The sequence below is a fragment of the Sodalis sp. RH21 genome (genome assembly GCF_047324175.1).
In the GTDB taxonomy this organism is placed as follows: Bacteria; Pseudomonadota; Gammaproteobacteria; order Enterobacterales; family Enterobacteriaceae; genus Acerihabitans.
Genome location: NZ_CP178732.1, coordinates 2,654,037 through 2,671,834, shown reverse-complemented (window position 1 = coordinate 2,671,834; position 17,798 = coordinate 2,654,037). Strand labels below are relative to the sequence as shown.

At 58.9% G+C, this 17,798-nt stretch carries 15 protein-coding genes, 1 pseudogene and 1 other annotated feature; of the genes and pseudogenes, 10 read left to right on the top strand and 6 right to left on the bottom strand.

The window, feature by feature from the left end; genetic code table 11:
* Positions 1-207: 207 nt before the first annotated feature.
* Positions 208-2,790 carry a type I DNA topoisomerase gene (gene topA, locus ACL2XP_RS12275; protein WP_413738776.1) on the bottom strand — a complete coding sequence of 861 codons (2,583 nt, stop codon included), beginning with the start codon at positions 2,788-2,790 and terminating at the stop codon, positions 208-210.
* Between the two features lie 422 nt (positions 2,791-3,212).
* Between topA and ACL2XP_RS12270 the strand changes: the two genes are divergently transcribed.
* The gene (locus ACL2XP_RS12270) at positions 3,213-3,464 is read left to right on the top strand and encodes a YciN family protein (protein ID WP_413738775.1); all 252 of its coding nucleotides are present in this window, start codon (positions 3,213-3,215) and stop codon (positions 3,462-3,464) included.
* A gap of 75 nt (positions 3,465-3,539) precedes the next feature.
* Here ACL2XP_RS12270 and sohB read toward each other — a convergent pair whose 3' ends face one another.
* Entirely contained in the window at positions 3,540-4,586 is a 1,047-nt protein-coding gene (gene sohB, locus ACL2XP_RS12265; RefSeq protein WP_413738774.1) for a protease SohB, read from the bottom strand.
* Between the two features lie 284 nt (positions 4,587-4,870).
* Between sohB and ACL2XP_RS12260 the strand changes: the two genes are divergently transcribed.
* Together ACL2XP_RS12260 and cobO are read left to right on the top strand one after the other, a co-directional pair.
* Complete coding sequence (locus tag ACL2XP_RS12260; RefSeq protein ID WP_413738773.1) at positions 4,871-5,632, top strand: YciK family oxidoreductase; 762 nt, start codon at positions 4,871-4,873, stop codon at positions 5,630-5,632.
* A 15-nt stretch (positions 5,633-5,647) separates the two neighbouring features.
* The gene (gene cobO / locus ACL2XP_RS12255; RefSeq protein ID WP_413738772.1) at positions 5,648-6,238 is read left to right on the top strand and encodes a cob(I)yrinic acid a,c-diamide adenosyltransferase; all 591 of its coding nucleotides are present in this window, start codon (positions 5,648-5,650) and stop codon (positions 6,236-6,238) included.
* A 231-nt stretch (positions 6,239-6,469) separates the two neighbouring features.
* Here cobO and rluB read toward each other — a convergent pair whose 3' ends face one another.
* The 3 genes from rluB to rnm form a co-directional block, all read right to left on the bottom strand.
* A complete protein-coding gene (gene rluB, locus ACL2XP_RS12250) occupies positions 6,470-7,354 on the bottom strand; it encodes a 23S rRNA pseudouridine(2605) synthase RluB (protein ID WP_413738771.1) in 885 nt (294 codons plus the stop codon).
* Positions 7,355-7,560: 206 nt separating this feature from the next.
* Complete coding sequence (locus ACL2XP_RS12245; RefSeq protein WP_413738770.1) at positions 7,561-8,181, bottom strand: L-threonylcarbamoyladenylate synthase; 621 nt, start codon at positions 8,179-8,181, stop codon at positions 7,561-7,563.
* A 47-nt stretch (positions 8,182-8,228) separates the two neighbouring features.
* Entirely contained in the window at positions 8,229-9,131 is a 903-nt protein-coding gene (gene rnm, locus ACL2XP_RS12240; protein ID WP_413738769.1) for an RNase RNM, read from the bottom strand.
* Positions 9,132-9,315: 184 nt separating this feature from the next.
* Positions 9,316-9,420, top strand: a sequence feature (Trp leader region).
* Between the two features lie 23 nt (positions 9,421-9,443).
* On the opposite strand from rnm, the gene ACL2XP_RS12235 reads away from it, so the two are divergent.
* The 6 genes and pseudogenes from ACL2XP_RS12235 to ACL2XP_RS12210 all read left to right on the top strand — a co-directional run bounded on the left by ACL2XP_RS12235 (position 9,444) and on the right by ACL2XP_RS12210 (position 16,427).
* Positions 9,444-11,006, top strand: coding sequence for an anthranilate synthase component 1 (locus tag ACL2XP_RS12235; RefSeq protein ID WP_413738768.1), 1,563 nt, complete (start codon positions 9,444-9,446; stop codon positions 11,004-11,006).
* Positions 11,006-12,600: pseudogene (gene trpD, locus ACL2XP_RS12230) on the top strand (bifunctional anthranilate synthase glutamate amidotransferase component TrpG/anthranilate phosphoribosyltransferase TrpD). The gene ACL2XP_RS12235 and the pseudogene trpD overlap by 1 nt, the downstream one beginning before the upstream one ends.
* A 3-nt stretch (positions 12,601-12,603) precedes the next feature.
* Complete coding sequence (trpCF, locus tag ACL2XP_RS12225) at positions 12,604-13,962, top strand: bifunctional indole-3-glycerol-phosphate synthase TrpC/phosphoribosylanthranilate isomerase TrpF (protein ID WP_413738767.1); 1,359 nt, start codon at positions 12,604-12,606, stop codon at positions 13,960-13,962.
* Positions 13,963-13,995: 33 nt separating this feature from the next.
* A complete protein-coding gene (trpB, locus tag ACL2XP_RS12220; protein WP_413738766.1) occupies positions 13,996-15,186 on the top strand; it encodes a tryptophan synthase subunit beta in 1,191 nt (396 codons plus the stop codon).
* Positions 15,186-15,992: a tryptophan synthase subunit alpha gene (trpA, locus tag ACL2XP_RS12215; protein WP_413738765.1), complete on the top strand. Its 807-nt coding sequence runs from the start codon at positions 15,186-15,188 to the stop codon at positions 15,990-15,992. The genes trpB and trpA overlap by 1 nt, the downstream gene beginning before the upstream one ends.
* A 120-nt stretch (positions 15,993-16,112) precedes the next feature.
* Positions 16,113-16,427, top strand: coding sequence for a BON domain-containing protein (locus tag ACL2XP_RS12210; RefSeq protein WP_413738764.1), 315 nt, complete (start codon positions 16,113-16,115; stop codon positions 16,425-16,427).
* Positions 16,428-16,480: 53 nt separating this feature from the next.
* Here the strand turns inward: ACL2XP_RS12210 and ompW are convergent, their stop codons facing one another.
* Positions 16,481-17,116, bottom strand: a complete 636-nt coding sequence (ompW, locus tag ACL2XP_RS12205) for an outer membrane protein OmpW (protein ID WP_413738763.1) — start codon at positions 17,114-17,116, stop codon at positions 16,481-16,483.
* Between the two features lie 274 nt (positions 17,117-17,390).
* Between ompW and ACL2XP_RS12200 the strand changes: the two genes are divergently transcribed.
* Positions 17,391-17,747 (top strand): YkgJ family cysteine cluster protein, encoded by a 357-nt coding sequence (locus tag ACL2XP_RS12200; protein ID WP_413738762.1) that lies wholly within the window; start codon positions 17,391-17,393, stop codon positions 17,745-17,747.
* The last annotated feature ends 51 nt before the right edge of the window (positions 17,748-17,798 follow it).

Sequence of the window (17,798 nt, the reverse complement as noted above, 5' to 3'; positions counted from 1 at the left end):
TGGTTGTCATCCTGGCATGAACAGGGCATTAAAGCGCTGTTCCGGGTCGCTGTCGGCAGGCAGCGGGCGTTCCCCGGCATTTAGCGACGGGAAAGCATATCTTGCAATTAATACTATTTAATCATAAAAAATCGCTATATATAACTTATTTATAAGACAAAAAAAAACCAACCGCAAAGGTTGGTTTCAATTGGCCGCAGCCGGCGCTTATTTTTTGGCAACCTGCCATTTGCCGTCGATATAAAACGCCGTCCAGCCGGTGGCTTTACCGTCTTTTTCCGACGAGACGTATTGCTGCTTGGTCTTGCGGCTAAAGCGCACCAGGGTTTTATTGCCCTCGGGGTCTTTAGCCGGCGCATCGGCCAGATAGCTCAGTTTCTCAGGCAGGCGATCTTTGAACCTGGCCAGCTCTTCCACCAGCGGCGCCCGGGTTTCCCGGGATTTGGGGAAGGTATTGGCGGCCAGGAATACCCCGGCGGCGCCGTCGCGCAGGACAAAATAGGCATCGGACTTCTCGCACGGCAGCTCCGGCAGCGGCACGGGGTCTTCCTTCGGCGGCGCCACGTCGCCGTTGCGCAGGATTTTACGGGTATTGGTGCAGTTGGTGCAGGCCATGTATTTGCCAAAACGCCCCAGCTTGAGGTGCATATCGGCGCCGCACTTCTCGCACTCGACCACCGGCCCGTCGTAGCCTTTGATCCTGAACTCGCCCTGCTCGATTTCATAACCGTCGCACAGCGGATTGGCGCCGCACACGTGCAGCTTACGGCCATTATCGATCAGGTAGCTGTCCATGGCGGTGCCGCATTTCGGGCAGCGGCGGCGCGCGCGCAGGGCGTTGGTTTCGGCATCCTCGCCTTCGAGCAGGTTGAGGGTTTCCGATTCGGGAATCAGGTTGATAGTGGTCTTGCAGCGCTCTTTGGGCGGCAGGGAATACCCCGAACAGCCGAGAAATACGCCGGTGCTGGCGGTACGAATGCCCATTTTTCGTCCGCAGGTGGGGCAATCGATACTGGTCATCACCATCTGGTTCAGGCGCATGCCGCCCTCTTCCGGATCTTTTTCCGCCGTCTCAAGCTGCTGGCTGAATTCTTCGAAGAACGAGTCCAGCACCGCTTTCCATTCCGCCTGGTTGTTGGCCACCTGATCGAGTTTATCCTCCATGCGGGCGGTAAAATCGTAGTTCATCAGTTCGCGGAAATTCTCTTCCAGGCGGTCGGTGACGATTTCGCCCATTTTTTCGGCGTAGAAACGGCGGTTTTCCACCTGCACGTAACCGCGGTCCTGAATGGTGGAGATGATAGAGACATAGGTGGACGGCCGGCCGATGCCGCGTTTTTCCAGTTCTTTCACCAGCGAGGCTTCGCTATAGCGGGCCGGCGGTTTGGTGAAATGCTGGCTGGGCAGCAGCTTATTGAGTTCCAGCGTCTGGCCCACGTCAACCGGCGGCAGGGTGCGATCTTCATCGCCCTTGCGCAGCGCCGGCATGACTTTGGTCCAGCCGTCAAAGCGCAGGATGCGGCCTTTGGCGCGCAGCGAGTAATCGCCGGCTTTTACCGTCAGGGTAGTGGAATCGTACTGCGCCGGCATCATTTGGCAGGCGACGAACTGGCGCCAAATCAGCTGATAGAGCTTTTGCGCGTCCGGTTCCATATCTTTCAGCTGTTCGGCCAGGTTGCCCACGTCCGAAGGACGGATCGCTTCATGGGCTTCCTGGGAGTTTTCCTTGCTGGCATATTCATTGGCCTGCTTGGGCAGATATTTGGCGCCGAATTCCGCGCCGATATAATCCCGGGCCATGGTCAGCGCATCCTGACTCAGGTTGGTGGAGTCGGTACGCATATAGGTGATGTGCCCCGCCTCGTACAGGCGCTGCGCCAGCATCATGGTCTTTTTGACGCCATAGCCCAGCCGGGTGCTGGCGGCCTGTTGCAAGGTCGAGGTGGTGAACGGCGCGCCGGCCTTGCTGCTGGTCGGTTTGTCCTCGCGATCGGCAATGACGTAGCGGGCGTTTTCCAGCAGCGCGACCGCGGCCTGGGTTTGCTGCTGGTTAACCGGCTTAAACGGCTTGTCGGCGTAATGGGTGACCTGCATCTGCAACTGCGTTTTGGGGGCGACGTTGAGATCCGCATGCAATTCCCAGTACTCCTCGGGAACAAAGGCTTTGATTTCCCGTTCGCGCTCGACCACCAGGCGGACCGCAACCGACTGCACCCGGCCGGCGGACAGGCCGCGGGCCAGTTTTTTCCACAATAGCGGCGACACCATATAGCCCACGACGCGGTCCATAAAACGCCGCGCCTGCTGGGCGTTGACCCGGTCGATATTGAGCTCGCCCGGCTGCTTGAACGCCTGGGCAATGGCATTGCGGGTAATTTCGTTAAACACCACCCGGCTAAAACGTTTATCATCGCCGCCAATCACTTCCCGCAGGTGCCAGGCAATGGCTTCCCCTTCGCGGTCAAGGTCGGTTGCGAGGTAAATATGGTCTGCATTCTCCGCCAGCGCTTTCAGTTCGTTGACGACTTTTTCCTTGCCGGGCAAAATTTCGTAATGGGCGTCCCAGCCGTGGTAGGGATCGATCCCCATGCGATTGACCAACGCGGTTTGCGCATCGCTTTTCACTTTTTTCTTTTTGAGCGCGTCGGTGCTTTTTTTGCTGGCTGAACCGCTGGTGGGCAAATCGCGGATGTGACCTACGCTTGACTTAACGACGTAGTCATTACCTAAATATTTATTAATCGTTTTGGCTTTTGCCGGGGATTCAACGATAACGAGAGCTTTACCCATTTTTACCTTTACCTGAATGATGTCTTCTGTAATAAGAAGCTTTTTGTGCGCCAGACCCTGGCTGGGCATACTCTAATTTTATATTGCGGCAGCACCGTCAAAAATCAACCTCTTTTCAGCCAGTCTGCTTTTTCGCTTTCACCATTAGAACAACCCATTGAAAAATAATATAAATTTATCAATATTGCTATTAAATATTGATAAATCAACTATTGTTTCGGGTGTACTTACCCCCCGGACTTACGAAGGCCCACACTCTACATGATAAAAAAGTTGGCGCAACTTATTAGCGGCACAAAGAACGAGCCCGGCCCGCCGGGCAATTTAAAAACCGGCCGCTGACCGAATAAACCTTAGTCTGTTTGCAGCCAAACACAACCGGGGATTACAATAGTCCCCATAGCCAACCAGGAGCAAAACTTATGCAAGGTAACACCATTCCCATTGATCGCCAGAGCCTGCTCATCGAAGCAAATAGGATTATTCGGGCGCATGATGAATATTTACACGGTATGGAAGCGACCGAAGTGGAACAAAAAGGCGGCGTGCTGATTTTCCGCGGCGAGTTCTTTTTTGACCAGGATGGAATACCCACCCGGAAAACCACGGCGGTGTTTAATATGTTTAAACATCTCGCCGTCGTGCTGTCGGACAAATACCATTTAGAAGATTAAGGTATAGGACAACTTGACCAGACCGGCAACCCATTATCGTCATCGCGGGTTGCGGGCCCGTCTCACGCACATTTATTACAGCAGGGGCTTCTCCCCCCGTTGCCACCAATAAAGCATCCGCCGTTCGATACTTAGCGCCGCGCTGTCGGTAAAACGCGCAAGCAATCGTTTACGCCGCGCGAAACGCACGCTAATTACCTCATGGTTATCCATTTCGGCAATCAGCAGATCGTCGCTGGTGCCTACGCCGTCCACCAGTCCGTTTTCCCGCGCCTGGGTGCCGTACCAGTGCTCGCCGGTGGCTACCGCTTCGATATCCAGCGAAGGCCGCATTTTATGGACGAACCGTTTAAACAACTCATGGGTTTCGTTCAGGTCCTGCTGGAATTTTTCCCGCCCTTCCGGCGAGTTCTCGCCGAACAGGGTCAAGGTGCGCTTGTAGGCGCCGGCGGTGTGCAGCTCCATATCAATGTCGTTGCGCTTTAATAGACGGTTAAAGTTTGGAATCTGGGCCACTACGCCGATGGAACCGATAATGGAAAATGGCGCGGCGACGATGCGGTCGGCGACGCAGGCCATCATATAACCGCCGCTGGCAGCCACTTTATCCACCGCGACGGTAAGGCGAATGCCCCGATCGCGCAGCCGCTGCAACTGCGACGCGGCCAGGCCGTAACCATGCACCACCCCGCCGGGGCTTTCCAGGCGCAGCAATACTTCGTCTTCAGGTTTGGCTACCGCCAGCACCGCCGTGATTTCCTCCCGCAGGGACGTGACTTCGCCCGCATCCATGCTGCCTTTGAAATCAAGTACGTAAAGGCAGGATTTTTGCGGCGATTTTTCGCCATTTTTCGCCCGGGCGCGGGCCACTTTGGATTCGCTTTTTTCCTGCTTTTTATAACGTTTGTGCCAGATGCGCTGCTCGGCCTCCCCCATGCGGGCCAGTTTCATTTCCCGCTGCATTTCACGGTACTGTTTACCCAGGTCGGTTATCTGGATTTCGCCTTTGCGCCGGCGCTGCCGCTGGCGTAATCCCATAATCAACAGCAGTATCGCGCCGATGGCCAACACCACGGTGATGGTTTTTGCCAGAAATAGCCCATATAGAGTAATAAATTCCACGCTGCCGCCTTGCTGAAAGTGATTTCCGTTACGCTCTATTCTAGCTAAGGTCCGGGTTTCCGTCGCCTGATAAATCAGAATATTACGCCGGCGAATTGGGAGAAAGGCCCGGTTTTCACCCCTTGCCGGCCGCGACACCGCAGGGAATAGCGCCAAGGCCGCCCGGGGAAGAGTTACGGATTGAAAACGAGGTCCGTTTCATGCATAAAATGAGGGGCCGACGGGTAAAATAGCCATCACTTATCATCCCGGGGTGACCGTTTAGGTTAACAAAGGAGTCTCCCGTGTACTATCAGCCCAAGCATGATTTACTGGAACAGCGCATTATCATGGTCACCGGTGCCGGAGACGGTATCGGGCGTGAAGCGGCGCTGACCTATGCCCGCCACGGCGCATCGTTGTTGCTGTTAGGGAGAACCGAGTCCAAACTGGCCGCGGTGCAGCAGCAGATTGCCGCCGAGGGCGGCCAGCCGGCGCGGATTTATACCCTGGATTTATCTTCTGCCGTCGATGAGGATTACCGGCGGCTGGCGGCTTATCTGACAGCCGAGATTCCCCGGCTGGACGGGCTGCTTAACAATGCCGGCCTGCTGGGCGAGGTGCTGCCGATGGCGCAGCAATCCCCCGACAGCTGGCGCCGGGTGATGGAAGTAAATGTGAATGGCACATTTTTACTGACCCAGGCGCTGCTGCCGCTACTATTGCAGGGGGAGCGGCCGTCCCTGATTTTCAGCAGTTCCAGCGTCGGGCGCCAGGGTCGGGCCAACTGGGGGGTGTACGCGGTGTCGAAATTCGCCACCGAAGGCATGATGCAGGTATTGGCCGAGGAGTATCCGGCCGCCACGCTGCGGGTGAATTGCATCAACCCCGGCGGTACGCGCACCGGCATGCGCGCCCATGCTTTTCCGGAGGAGGACAGCGCAAAGCTCAAGACCCCGGCGGATATTATGCCGATTTATCTTTATCTGATGGGTGACGACAGTCGCCGCAAAACCGGTATCAGTTTTGATGCCCAGCCGCACCGTAAACCCGGTCCGGCCTATTAAACCAGGATGAACGCCATGAGTGAAGATCGCCACCAGCAGCGCCAGCAACGATTAAAAGAACAAGTGGACGCCCGGGTCGCCGCGGCCAATGAGCAGCGCGGCATCGTGATTGTATTTACCGGTAATGGCAAGGGTAAAACCACCGCCGGTTTCGGCACCGTGACCCGGGCCATCGGACACGGGTTGCATGCCGGGGTGATCCAGTTTATTAAGGGGCAGTGGCCGAACGGCGAGAGAAATCTGCTGGAGCAGCACGGCGTGGAGTTTCAGGTGATGGCTACCGGGTTTACGTGGAATACCCAAAACCGGGTAACCGATCGGGCGGCGGCCCAGGAAGTGTGGCAACACGGTTTGCGGATGTTGCGGGATGAGCGGCTGGATTTGGTGTTGCTTGATGAGCTGACGTATATGATTACGTATGATTATATTGATTTGCCCGAGGTGATCGAGGCGCTGAAGCAGCGTCCGGCGCAGCAGACGGTGATTATTACCGGCCGCGCCTGTCACCGGGAGTTGCTGGAGTTGGCGGATACGGTGAGCGAGCTGCGGCCGGTGAAGCATGCGTTTGATGCGGGGATTAAAGCGCAGCAGGGAGTGGATTGGTAATTGTGATGGCACGCTTCCCCGCCAGTCGGCATTGTTACCGTGCCAGCGGGTATGGCGTCTGCCCGGTGTCAGTAGGGTGAAAGGCGGGTTTACCGCACCTGGGGGCGTTCGGACGGCCAGGGAAATGGCCGCCTCAACCCCCACGGCACGCTTCCCCGCCATTTGGCATCGCCGCCGCACCGGCGGGCATGGCGTCTGCCCGGTGTCAGTAGGGTGAGGGGCCGGGAGCGGTTACGATCCTGAGTTGCGTTTGCTGCTTTGGCCACCGCGGCGGGTCGGCGTGACTACGCTGTGGCGTTTGACCGCCCGGCGGATTTGGTTGGCCTTCATGCGGCGGCGTTCGCGTTCCACCGGTACTTTGGTGACGGTTTCGGGGGCCATTTCCACCAGTTCGCGCAGGTAGTTGATCTCGGCCAGCGGCAGTTCGGCCCAGCCGCCGCGCGGCAGGCCTTTCGGCAGCGGGATGGCGCCGTAGCGGGTGCGGATCAAGCGGCTGACCTGCACGCCCACCGCTTCCCATAAGCGCCTGACTTCGCGGTTACGGCCTTCGGTGAGGGTGACGTTGTACCACTGGTTGAGGCCTTCGCCGCCCTGGAAGCTGAGGGTGCGAAACGCGCCGGTGCCGTCATCAAGGGTGACGCCTTTGGTCAGCAGGCGCAGTTTTTCGTCGTCCACCTGGCCGAAGACCCGGACCGCGTATTCGCGTTCGACTTCGCGGCTGGGGTGCATCAGGCGGTTGGCCAGTTCGCCGTCGGTGGTGAACAGCAGCAGGCCGGAGGTATTGATATCCAGGCGGCCCACGGCGATCCAGCGCGAGCCGGTGAGTTTGGGTAGGCGATCGAATACCGTCGGCCGGCCGTCGGGGTCGCGGCGGGTACAGAGTTCGCCTTCCGGTTTATAATAGGCCAGTACCCGGCATACCGACTCGCTGGACGCGGTGATGGAGATTACCCGGCCATCAACGCGGATTTTCATTGAGCTGACGGCATCGACCCGATCGCCCAGCGTGGCGATTTTGCCATCAACGCTGACGCGGCCTTGCTCGATCAGGGATTCAATTTCACGGCGGGAACCATGCCCGGCGCGGGCCAGGACTTTTTGCAGCTTTTCGCTCATTGAGCAACCTCGGCTGTCGCCTTCACAGGCGTCGAATGGTGGCTTTCGCCATATTTTTTCAGTGTTATCAGTAACTTAACTGAAAGCTATCTGGGTATTTTACACTATGCCCGGACGTATAACAATCCATAGTTTATCCGGCGCGCATAATGGCGCCATGGCCCCTGCCGGCCCGGGCCACGCCGGGCGCGGCAGCCGCACCGAACTTAAAGAAACGGCGAGATATCACCCACCCCTTCGCGCACCACCACCGGCGTATCATCGGTTAAATCAATAACCGTCGTGGGCTGTTGTCCGAGAAAACCGCCGTGAATCACTAAATCCACCAGCTTGCCCAGGCGATCGTTGATCATTTCGGGGTCCGATTCCGCAAAGTCATTGCCCGGCAGCATCAGGGTAGTGGACATCAGCGGTTCGTTCATCGTTTCCAGCAGCGCCAGGGCGATGGCGTTGGACGGCACGCGCAGGCCGATGGTTTTACGCTTATCGCTCATCAGGCGGCGGGGGACCTCCTTGGTGGCTTTAAGAATAAAGGTGTATTTGCCCGGGGTATTGTTTTTCATCAGGCGGAATGCCTGATTATCCACGTGGGCGTAGGTGGATAATTCGGACAGATCGCGGCAGACCAGCGTGAAGTTATGGTTGCCGTCCAATTGCCGGATGCGGCAAATCCGCTCCATGGCCGTCTTGTCTTCCAGGCGGCAGCCAAGGGCATAACCCGAGTCGGTCGGGTAGACGATGACCGCGCCCTTGCGCAGCAAATCGACGGTTTGGTTGATCAATCTCGGCTGCGGATTTTCAGGGTGAATAGTGAAAAACTGGCTCATTAATACTCCTTATATCGTCTATCGGGGGATGCCCCCGGCAAACCGCATTATCCTTCTGAAGACATTACCGGTGCCGGATCGCGCGCGACCGGCCAGTCGCGCCATATCGGCTCCACGCCGCCCGGCAGCCAGAGTTTGCGTCCCAGCTCGATCCAGGCGCACGGCTGGTGAAAATCCGACCCCTGCGATGCCAGCAGGCCGCGCTCGCGCGCATAACCCGCCAGCACGGTTTTTTCCTGCGGCGTTTGCTGGCATAACGACACTTCCATCCCGTCCCCGCCCGCCGCGGCAAAATGGTCCAGCAGGCGTTTCAGCCATTTCGCGGAGAGCCGGTAGCGCCCCGGATGGGCCACCACCGCCTGCCCGCCCGCCTGTTGGACGGCGCGAACGGCTTCTTCGATTGTACACCACTGGGGCGGGACATAGCCGGTTTTACCCCGGGAAAGATAGTTTTTAAATACCTTGGCCACGTTGTCGGCGACGCCGATGCTGACCAGATAACGGGCAAAATGGCCGCGCGTCACCAGTTCGTCCTCCGCCAGCCGGTTGGCCCCTTCCCAGGCGTTGGCGATGCCCGCATGTTCCAGGCGCGCCGCGATGGTTCTGGCCCGCGCCAGCCGTTTTTCGCGCTGGGCGGCCAGCAGCGCCGCCATGGCCGGATGTTCGGCATCAATGCCGAGTCCGACGATATGGATTTCATGGTTTTGCCACAGGGTGGAAATCTCCACGCCGGCCACCAGCGTCAACGGCAGCGCGCCGTCGCTCACCGCCCGCCGCGCGGCAGGCAGCCCGGCGACGGTATCGTGATCGGTAATGGCCAGCACGTCCACGCCCATGGCCACGGCGCGCGCCACCAGTTCGGCCGGCGAAAACACCCCGTCCGAGGCGGTGGTGTGGCTGTGCAGGTCGTAAATGGTCAGCAGCGATGATTTAACGTAAGTGCCGGTCAACGGTAAGTTACCTATAAAGAATCAACGTCCCTATCATAACGTCAAACGCGCGTTAATCGAACCTGTTAAATAATTAACGGTTTTTAAGCGCCGGCTGTTGACTTTTCATTGCTGAACTAGTTTACTAGTACGCATCGATACAACCAATGAGAATCTGCTGATGATAACCTTAACCGTGGTAACGCTTCGCTGGTGGCGCACTTCCCTTTAGCGGGTGGTGTTATCATGCGTCGCTGTCGTCAGACAGAGCAAGATCCCAGCAGCCCGCCTTTCAAGCGGGCTTTTTTATGGGCGATAATCAGGGAAACAATCATGCAAGCCACACAACCACAGTTAGAAGTTCTGCAGGCCACGGCCACCTATCGCGGCGACCCCACCGCGCTGTTCAATCAGCTGTGCGGCGCCCGTACGGCCACGCTGCTGCTGGAATCCGCCGAAATCGACAATAAGCGCGATTTGCAAAGCCTGATGGTGCTCGACAGCGCCCTGCGCATTACCGCCCTGGGGCAGCGGGTCACCATCCAGGCATTAACGGTCAACGGCGCGGCGCTGCTGCCGCTGCTGGACGCCGCCCTGCCGCCGGAAGTGGCGATTGAAACGCATCCCAACCGCCGCGAGCTGCTGTTCCCGGCCGGCGGCGATCAAATGGACGAAGATGCCCGTCTGCGCGCCCTGTCGGTGTTCGATTGCCTGCGATTGCTGCTGACGCTGGTGCCCTTTCCCGCGGAGCATCCGCAGGCGCTGTTTCTCGGCGGCCTGTTCGCCTACGATCTGGTGTCCGGGTTCGAGTCCCTGCCGCCGGTGAGCCAGGGCCAACGCTGCCCGGATTTTTGTTTCTATCTGGCGGAAACCCTGCTGATTATCGATCATCAACAGCGCAGTTGCCTGCTCCAGGGCAGCCTGTTTACCCCCATCGCCGCGGAAAAACAGCGGTTGCAGGCCCGTATCGAACAGCTCCAGCATCAGTTGCAGCAGGCGCCCGGCCCCATTCCCCACCAGGCCATCAGCCATATGACCCTTGAAACCAATCAAAGCGACGAAGAGTTCGGCCGGGTGGTCGGCCAGATGCAGCAGGCGATCCGGGCCGGAGAAATTTTCCAGGTGGTGCCGTCCCGCCGCTTCTCGCTGCCCTGCCCGTCGCCGCTGGCCGCTTACCACACGCTCAAAGAGCATAATCCCAGCCCGTATATGTTTTTTATGCAGGATGATGATTTCACCCTGTTCGGCGCCTCGCCGGAAAGCTCGCTGAAATACGATGCCGGCAACCGGCAAATCGAGATCTATCCCATCGCCGGCACCCGGCCGCGCGGCCGCAGGCCGGACGGCACCCTGGACGCCGATCTCGACAGCCGCATCGAGCTGGAAATGCGCACCGATCATAAAGAACTGGCCGAGCACCTCATGCTGGTGGACCTGGCGCGTAACGATCTGGCGCGCATCTGCGAACCGGGCAGCCGCTATGTCGCCGACCTGACCAAAGTGGACCGCTATTCCTTTGTGATGCATCTGGTATCCCGGGTGGTGGGCACCCTGCGCGCCGATCTGGATGTGCTGCACGCCTACCGCGCCTGCATGAATATGGGCACCCTGAGCGGCGCGCCGAAAGTGCGCGCCATGCAGCTGATCGCCGCGGCCGAGGGCACCCGGCGCGGCAGCTACGGCGGCGCCATCGGCTACTTCACCGGCAGCGGCATGCTCGATACCTGTATCGTGATCCGCTCCGCCTATGTGGAGGACGGCATCGCCACCGTACAGGCGGGCGCCGGCGTGGTGCTGGACTCCGTTCCCCAGGCCGAGGCCGATGAAAGCCGCAACAAAGCGCGCGCGGTACTGCGCGCCATCGCCAGCGCCCATCATGCCGGGGAGGTGTTCTGATGGCCGATATCCTGTTACTCGATAATATCGATTCCTTTACCTACAATCTGGTGGATCAACTGCGCGCCACCGGACACCGGGTCGTGGTCTACCGCAACCAGCTTGCGGCGCAAACCATTATCGACCGCCTGCGGGAAATGGAAAATCCCATCCTGATGCTGTCGCCGGGGCCGGGCACGCCCGCCGAAGCCGGCTGCATGCCGCAATTGCTGGCGCAGCTGCGCGGACAGATGCCGATCATCGGCATCTGTCTGGGGCACCAGGCCATCGTCGAGGCGTACGGCGGATATGTGGGCCAGGCGGGCGAAATCCTGCACGGCAAGGCGTCGCTGGTGACCCATGACGGCGTCGGCATGTTCGCCGGCATGCCCAACCCCCTGCCGGTGGCCCGTTATCATTCGCTGGTGGGCAGCCAGATCCCGGCCGGATTAACCATCAACGCGCACTTTAACGAGATGGTGATGGCGGTGCGTCATGACGCCGATCGCGTCTGCGGCTTCCAGTTCCATCCCGAATCCATTCTGACCACCCAGGGCGCGCGTTTACTCAACCAAACCCTGGCCTGGGCGCTGGCTTAATTTACAGGAATATCACCATGCAACAGATATTGGACAAATTATACCGGGCCGAGCGCATCAGCCGTCAGGAAAGCGAACAGCTGTTCAGCGCCATTATCCAGGGGCGGCTGGAACCCGTACAGTTGGCGGCGGCATTAATCAGTATGAAAATACGCGGCGAGCACCCCGATGAAATCGCCGGGGCCGCCAGCGCCCTGCTGGCCGACGCCGTGGCGTTTCCGCGTCCTGATTATCCGTTTGCCGATATTGTCGGCACCGGCGGCGACGGCTCGAACAGCATTAATATCTCCACCGCCAGCGCGTTCGTCGCCGCCGCCTGCGGCGCGCGGGTCGCCAAACACGGCAATCGCAGCGTGTCCAGCCGTTCCGGGTCGTCGGATCTGCTGGCGGCCTTCGGCATCCGGCTGGATATGCCGCCGGAGCAGTCCCGCCAGGCACTCGACGAACTGGGCGTTTGCTTCTTATTCGCGCCGCAATACCACACCGGTTTTCGCCATGCCATGCCGGTACGCCAACAGCTGAAAACCCGCACCCTGTTTAATGTCCTGGGGCCGCTGATTAACCCCGCCCGCCCCCCGCTGGCGCTGATCGGCGTCTATAGTCCGGAACTGGTATTGCCCATCGCCCAGACGCTGCGGGTGCTGGGTTATGAGCGCGCCGCGGTGATCCACGGCGGCGGCATGGACGAGGTGGCGCTGCATGCGCCGACCCAGGTGGCGGAGCTGAATCACGGCGACATCACCAGCTACCAGCTCGTCCCGGCCGATTTCGGACTGGAAAGCCAGCCGGTGGAAGCGCTGCTGGGCGGCTCGCCGGAAGAAAATCGTGACATTCTGGCACGGTTGTTACAAGGTAAAGGAGAGCCTGCCCATGAATCCGCCGTCGCCGCCAATGTGGCCCTGCTGCTGAAATTATTCGGCCAGGAAGATCTGCGGGACAATACCCAACGCGCGTTGGCGGTCATTCGCGGCGGCAGCGCTTATGAACGGGTTACGGCATTGGCAGCAAGAGGATAAGACATGCAGGATACGGTACTGACAAAAATCGTCGCCGATAAGAGAATCTGGGTGGACGAGCGAAAACAGCGCCAGCCGCTGGCCGGATTCAGCGCGGCGATCGAACCGAGCGCGCGCAGTTTCTACCATGCCCTGGAGGGCACGCGCACGGTGTTTATCCTGGAGTGCAAAAAAGCGTCGCCGTCAAAGGGCCTGATCCGCGCGGATTTCGATCCGGCGGCGATTGCCGGGGTATATAAGCAGTATGCCGCCGCGGTGTCGGTGCTCACCGACGAGAAATATTTTCAGGGCAGTTTCGATTTCCTGCGCCAAATCAGCGCCGTGATTACTCAGCCGGTGCTGTGCAAAGATTTTATTATCGATCCATACCAGATTTACCTGGCCCGGTATCACCAGGCGGATGCCGTCTTGCTGATGCTGTCGGTACTGGACGACGAGACATACCGCGAGCTGGCCGCCGTGGCGCACAGCCTGGACATGGGAGTGCTCACCGAGGCGATTACCGAGGAAGAGTGCCGGCGCGCCGTGGCGCTGGGAGCCAAAGTGGTAGGGATCAATAACCGCGACCTGCGCGATTTATCCATCGATTTGAACCGCACCCGACGACTGGCGCCGCTGTTGCCGCCGGGGGTAACGGTAATCAGCGAGTCGGGTATTACCGCTTATCGCCACGTCCGCGAACTCAGCCACTTCGCCAACGGGTTTTTAGTCGGCAGCGCGCTGATGTCCGAGCCGGATCTGGACAACGCGGTACGCCGGGTATTACTGGGCGACAACAAAGTTTGCGGCCTGACGCGCCCCGAGGATGCCCGGGCGGCTAAAGACGCGGGCGCGCTGTACGGCGGACTGATTTTCGTCGATGGCTCGCCGCGCCGGGTGGATATTCCCCGCGCCCGTGAGGTAATGGCGGGCGCCGCCCTGCGTTACGTGGGCGTGTTTCGCGACGCCCCCGCCGCCGATGTGGCCGCCAGCGCCGCCGCGCTATCCCTGCATGCCGTGCAGCTGCACGGCGATGAGGACCAGGACTATATTACCGCCCTGCGCCAAGCGCTGCCGGCCGGCTGCCGGATCTGGAAAGCGCTGGATATGCGCACCCATTCCCCGCGCCGCGATTTAGCCGACGTGGACCGTTACCTGCTGGATAACGGCGGCGGCAGCGGCCAACCCTTTAATTGGTCGCTGCTGGCCGGCCAGACGCTGGACAATGTGATGCTGGCGGGGGGATTGGCGGCGGATAATTGCGTGGACGCCGCACAGCTGGGCTGCCTCGGACTGGATTTCAACTCCGGCGTGGAAAGCGCCCCGGGTATTAAAGATCATCATAAACTGGCAACGGTATTCCAGACGCTGCGCGCCTATTGATTCACCGTCCAGACAACTAAGAGATTGGAAAGCATGACATTACTTAATCCCTACTTTGGCGAATTCGGCGGCATGTATGTGCCGCAAATTCTGGTGCCGGCCTTGCTGCAGCTTGAAGAGGCCTTCGTCAGCGCCCAGAGCGACCCGGCATTCCAGGCGGAATTCAGCGACCTGCTGACCAACTATGCCGGCCGGCCCACGCCGCTGACCCTGTGCCGCAATCTCACCGCCGGCACCAAAACCAAGCTGTATCTCAAACGCGAAGATTTGCTGCACGGCGGCGCGCATAAGACCAACCAGGTATTGGGACAGGCCCTGCTGGCCAAACGCATGGGCAAAACCGAAATCATTGCCGAGACCGGCGCCGGCCAGCACGGCGTGGCCTCCGCCCTGGCGTCCGCGCTGCTGGGGCTGAAATGCCGTATTTACATGGGCGCCAAGGATATCGAACGCCAGTCGCCGAACGTCTTTCGCATGCGCCTGATGGGGGCCGAGGTCATTGCGGTACACAGCGGTTCGTCAACCCTGAAAGATGCCTGCAACGAGGCCCTGCGCGATTGGTCCGGCAGCTACGAGAAAGCCCACTATATGCTGGGTACCGCCGCCGGTCCGCATCCGTTCCCCACTATCGTGCGCGAATTCCAGCGCATGATCGGCGAAGAAACCAAACTACAGATGCAAGAGCGTGAACACTGCCTGCCGGATGCGGTTCTGGCCTGCGTCGGCGGCGGCTCCAACGCCATCGGCATGTTCGCCGATTTTATCGATGAGCCATCGGTGCGGCTGATCGGCGTCGAACCCGGCGGGCTGGGCATTGAATCCGGCCAGCACGGGGCGTCGCTCAAGCACGGCCGCATCGGCATTTACTTCGGCATGAAATCGCCGATGATGCAGTCGTCGGACGGCCAAATTGAAGAGTCCTACTCTATTTCCGCGGGGTTGGATTTTCCGTCGGTAGGACCGCAACACGCCTATCTGGACAGCATCGGCCGGGCGGAATATGTCTCGATTACCGATGATGAAGCGCTGGAAGCCTTTAAAGAGCTGTCGCGCCATGAAGGGATTATTCCGGCGCTTGAATCCTCCCACGCGCTGGCGCATGCGCTGAAAATGATCAAAGCGGAACCGGAAAAAGAGCAGATTCTGGTGGTGAATCTTTCCGGCCGCGGCGATAAAGATATTTTTACCGTTCATGATATTTTGAAAGCGCGAGGAGAGATCTAATGGAACGCTATCAACACCTTTTCGCTACGCTGCGCCAGCGCAAAGAAGGCGCATTCGTGCCGTTCGTCACCCTGGGCGATCCGAACCCCGAACTGTCGCTGCAGATTATCGATACCCTGATCGAAGCCGGCGCCGACGCGCTGGAGCTCGGCATTCCGTTTTCCGATCCGCTGGCCGACGGCCCCACCATCCAAAGCGCCACCCTGCGGGCATTCTCCTCAGGCGTCACGCCCGATCGCTGTTTTGATATGCTGGCCGCCATTCGCCGTAAATACCCGGATATTCCCATTGGCCTGCTGATGTATGCCAACCTGGTGTTTAACAAGGGCATTGATGAATTTTACGCCCGCTGCGCGCAGGTGGGCGTGGATTCGGTGCTGGTGGCCGATGTACCGCTGGAAGAGAGCCTGCCGTTTCGCACTGCGGCGATGCGCCACGGCGTCGCGCCGATCTTTATCTGTCCGCCCAACGCCAGCCAGGATTTGCTGCGGGAAATCGCTTCCTTCGGCCGCGCCTATACCTACTTATTATCCCGCGCCGGGGTAACGGGCAGCGAAAATCACGGCCACGTGCCGCTGGGCCACCTGGTATCGGCGCTCAAGGAATTCAACGCCGCGCCGTCGCTGCAGGGATTTGGTATTTCCGAGCCGGCGCAGGTACGCGAAGCGCTGGCGGCGGGCGCGGCCGGGGCGATATCCGGTTCGGCCATCGTTAAGATCATTGAACAAAATCTGGCGGATCCGGCGCTTATGCTGACCCGGCTCGGCGCTTTCGTCAGTAAAATGAAGGCCGCGACGCGCGGTTGACGTTGATAAAATTCATTTTATCGTCAACACTCTCTGGGCAGGCGTAATGACGCCGATGCTTTCAGGTCGGCTGTGACATAAAAAACGATGATAATTAGATTAAAATAACGGAGTGATAAAATGAAATTATTGAAAGCCATTACCGCCCTGGCGGTCACCGCAATGTTGGCAGTGGCCATTACCGGTTGCGCGCCCACCGCCAAATCCGAAGGCACGGGCGGGTATATCGACGATACGGTGGTGACCACCAAGGTCAAGGCCGAATTGCTTAAAGACGACCATCTGAAAGCCCGAGAAATAAACGTTGAAACCTTTAAAGGGCGCGTTCAGCTGAGCGGCTTTGTCAGTTCGGCGGCCGAAGCCAGCCGTGCCGTGACCCTCACCCGCGGCGTGAAGGGCGTACGCTCGGTGGAAAACGATATCAGCATCAAATAAGCACTGCCGGTCCATAGCGGCACAGGCGCCTTGGCGCCTGTGCCGCTAGCGCGTTAAAAACGGTAGCCGACGCCAAACATAAAGACCCAGGGATCGATTTGGGTATGCACCGATTGTTGTTGTCCCCCCGCCTTAAATCGCACATCGGTATCAATATCCATATACCATACCGACATATTCACCAGCCAGTTATCATCCACGTTATAATCAAGTCCCGCCTGGCCGGCGATGCCCCAGGAATGCTTCAGGCTCAAATCGCTCAGCCCGGCGTCGCGACCGGTTTGATTAAAATGGGTATCATAGAATGTGGTGTAATTAATCCCTACCCCCAGATAGGGCCTGAATTTATCCGGCGCATCCCCGAAGTAATACTGCGCCATGAGACTCGGCGGCAAATGTTTTATCGACGCGATATCACCGGTGCTTTTCAGGCCGACGTTGTGGCGAAACGGCGTCGCCGCCAGCAACTCCACCCCTATATTATCAGTCACCAGATAAGTGAAGGTTAATCCCAGCTGGGTATCGTTATCCACATTAAACCCGCCCAGTCCCAGGACATTGCCGGAACTTTCATCCGGCCGCACCGTCGCGCTGCCCGCGCGAAATATAAAATCGCCCGCCTGATGCGCCTGCGCCGTCGCCGACAGCAGCGCGGCGGCTACCGCCATGCCAATGTATAATGCTTTCATTCCCTGCTCCTTGTTGAGATAGTATCTTTGCCGTCGCAAAGTTGATCCCGATTACAACTACGACTCTGCCACAGCGTAGGGTAAAATTGAGCTGAAACTTGTTTAAGGTGTTTTTATATCAAGGGAGGGATATTAAGGATTGATCCATATCAATCAGGCCTGAATGAGTACAAAAAAAACGCAGCCGGCGAATTCCGATTGCTTTTGGCCGGGCCTGGCGTAAGTTCGATTCAGGTGGGTTCTGGTTGAAGCCGTAGCGTCGGCGGGTATCCGAATGAGCGGAAATGACAATCCTTGCATGAGTTGCGGCGCTTGCTGCGCCTGCTTTCGCGTGTCCTTCTATTGGGCGGAAGGTACCGATGGCGGCGGCGCGGTGCCCGTTGAATTAACCGAACCCCTATCCCCTTTCCTGCGCTGTATGATCGGCACCAACCAGCGATCGCCGCGCTGCAACGCATTATCCGGAGAGGTGGGGAAAACCGTTGCGTGTTCTATCTACGCCGCACGCCCCTCCACCTGCCGGGAATTCGATAAGTCCGGCGAAGACGGCCGGCCCAATGCGGCCTGCGACCGCGCCAGGGCGCATTATGGGCTGGCGCCGCTGCCACCCGGCGGCGCGCAAATGGATTAATTGTGTCTGAAATGCGCCATGATGCCGCGCCGGGGTGCCAACCGGCCGATT

Bases quoted from the DNA above. Each gene is read 5' to 3' on its own strand.
- trpA (WP_413738765.1), top strand. From the start codon at position 15,186: ATGGAACGCTATCAACACCTTTTCGCTACGCTGCGCCAGCGCAAAGAA.
- trpCF (WP_413738767.1), top strand. From the start codon at position 12,604: ATGCAGGATACGGTACTGACAAAAATCGTCGCCGATAAGAGAATCTGG.
- ompW (WP_413738763.1), bottom strand. From the start codon at position 17,116: ATGAAAGCATTATACATTGGCATGGCGGTAGCCGCCGCGCTGCTGTCG.
- ACL2XP_RS12245 (WP_413738770.1), bottom strand. From the start codon at position 8,181: ATGAGCCAGTTTTTCACTATTCACCCTGAAAATCCGCAGCCGAGATTG.
- topA (WP_413738776.1), bottom strand. From the start codon at position 2,790: ATGGGTAAAGCTCTCGTTATCGTTGAATCCCCGGCAAAAGCCAAAACG.
- cobO (WP_413738772.1), top strand. From the start codon at position 5,648: ATGAGTGAAGATCGCCACCAGCAGCGCCAGCAACGATTAAAAGAACAA.
- ACL2XP_RS12270 (WP_413738775.1), top strand. From the start codon at position 3,213: ATGCAAGGTAACACCATTCCCATTGATCGCCAGAGCCTGCTCATCGAA.
- rluB (WP_413738771.1), bottom strand. From the start codon at position 7,354: ATGAGCGAAAAGCTGCAAAAAGTCCTGGCCCGCGCCGGGCATGGTTCC.
- ACL2XP_RS12210 (WP_413738764.1), top strand. From the start codon at position 16,113: ATGAAATTATTGAAAGCCATTACCGCCCTGGCGGTCACCGCAATGTTG.
- ACL2XP_RS12235 (WP_413738768.1), top strand. From the start codon at position 9,444: ATGCAAGCCACACAACCACAGTTAGAAGTTCTGCAGGCCACGGCCACC.
- trpB (WP_413738766.1), top strand. From the start codon at position 13,996: ATGACATTACTTAATCCCTACTTTGGCGAATTCGGCGGCATGTATGTG.
- ACL2XP_RS12200 (WP_413738762.1), top strand. From the start codon at position 17,391: ATGAGCGGAAATGACAATCCTTGCATGAGTTGCGGCGCTTGCTGCGCC.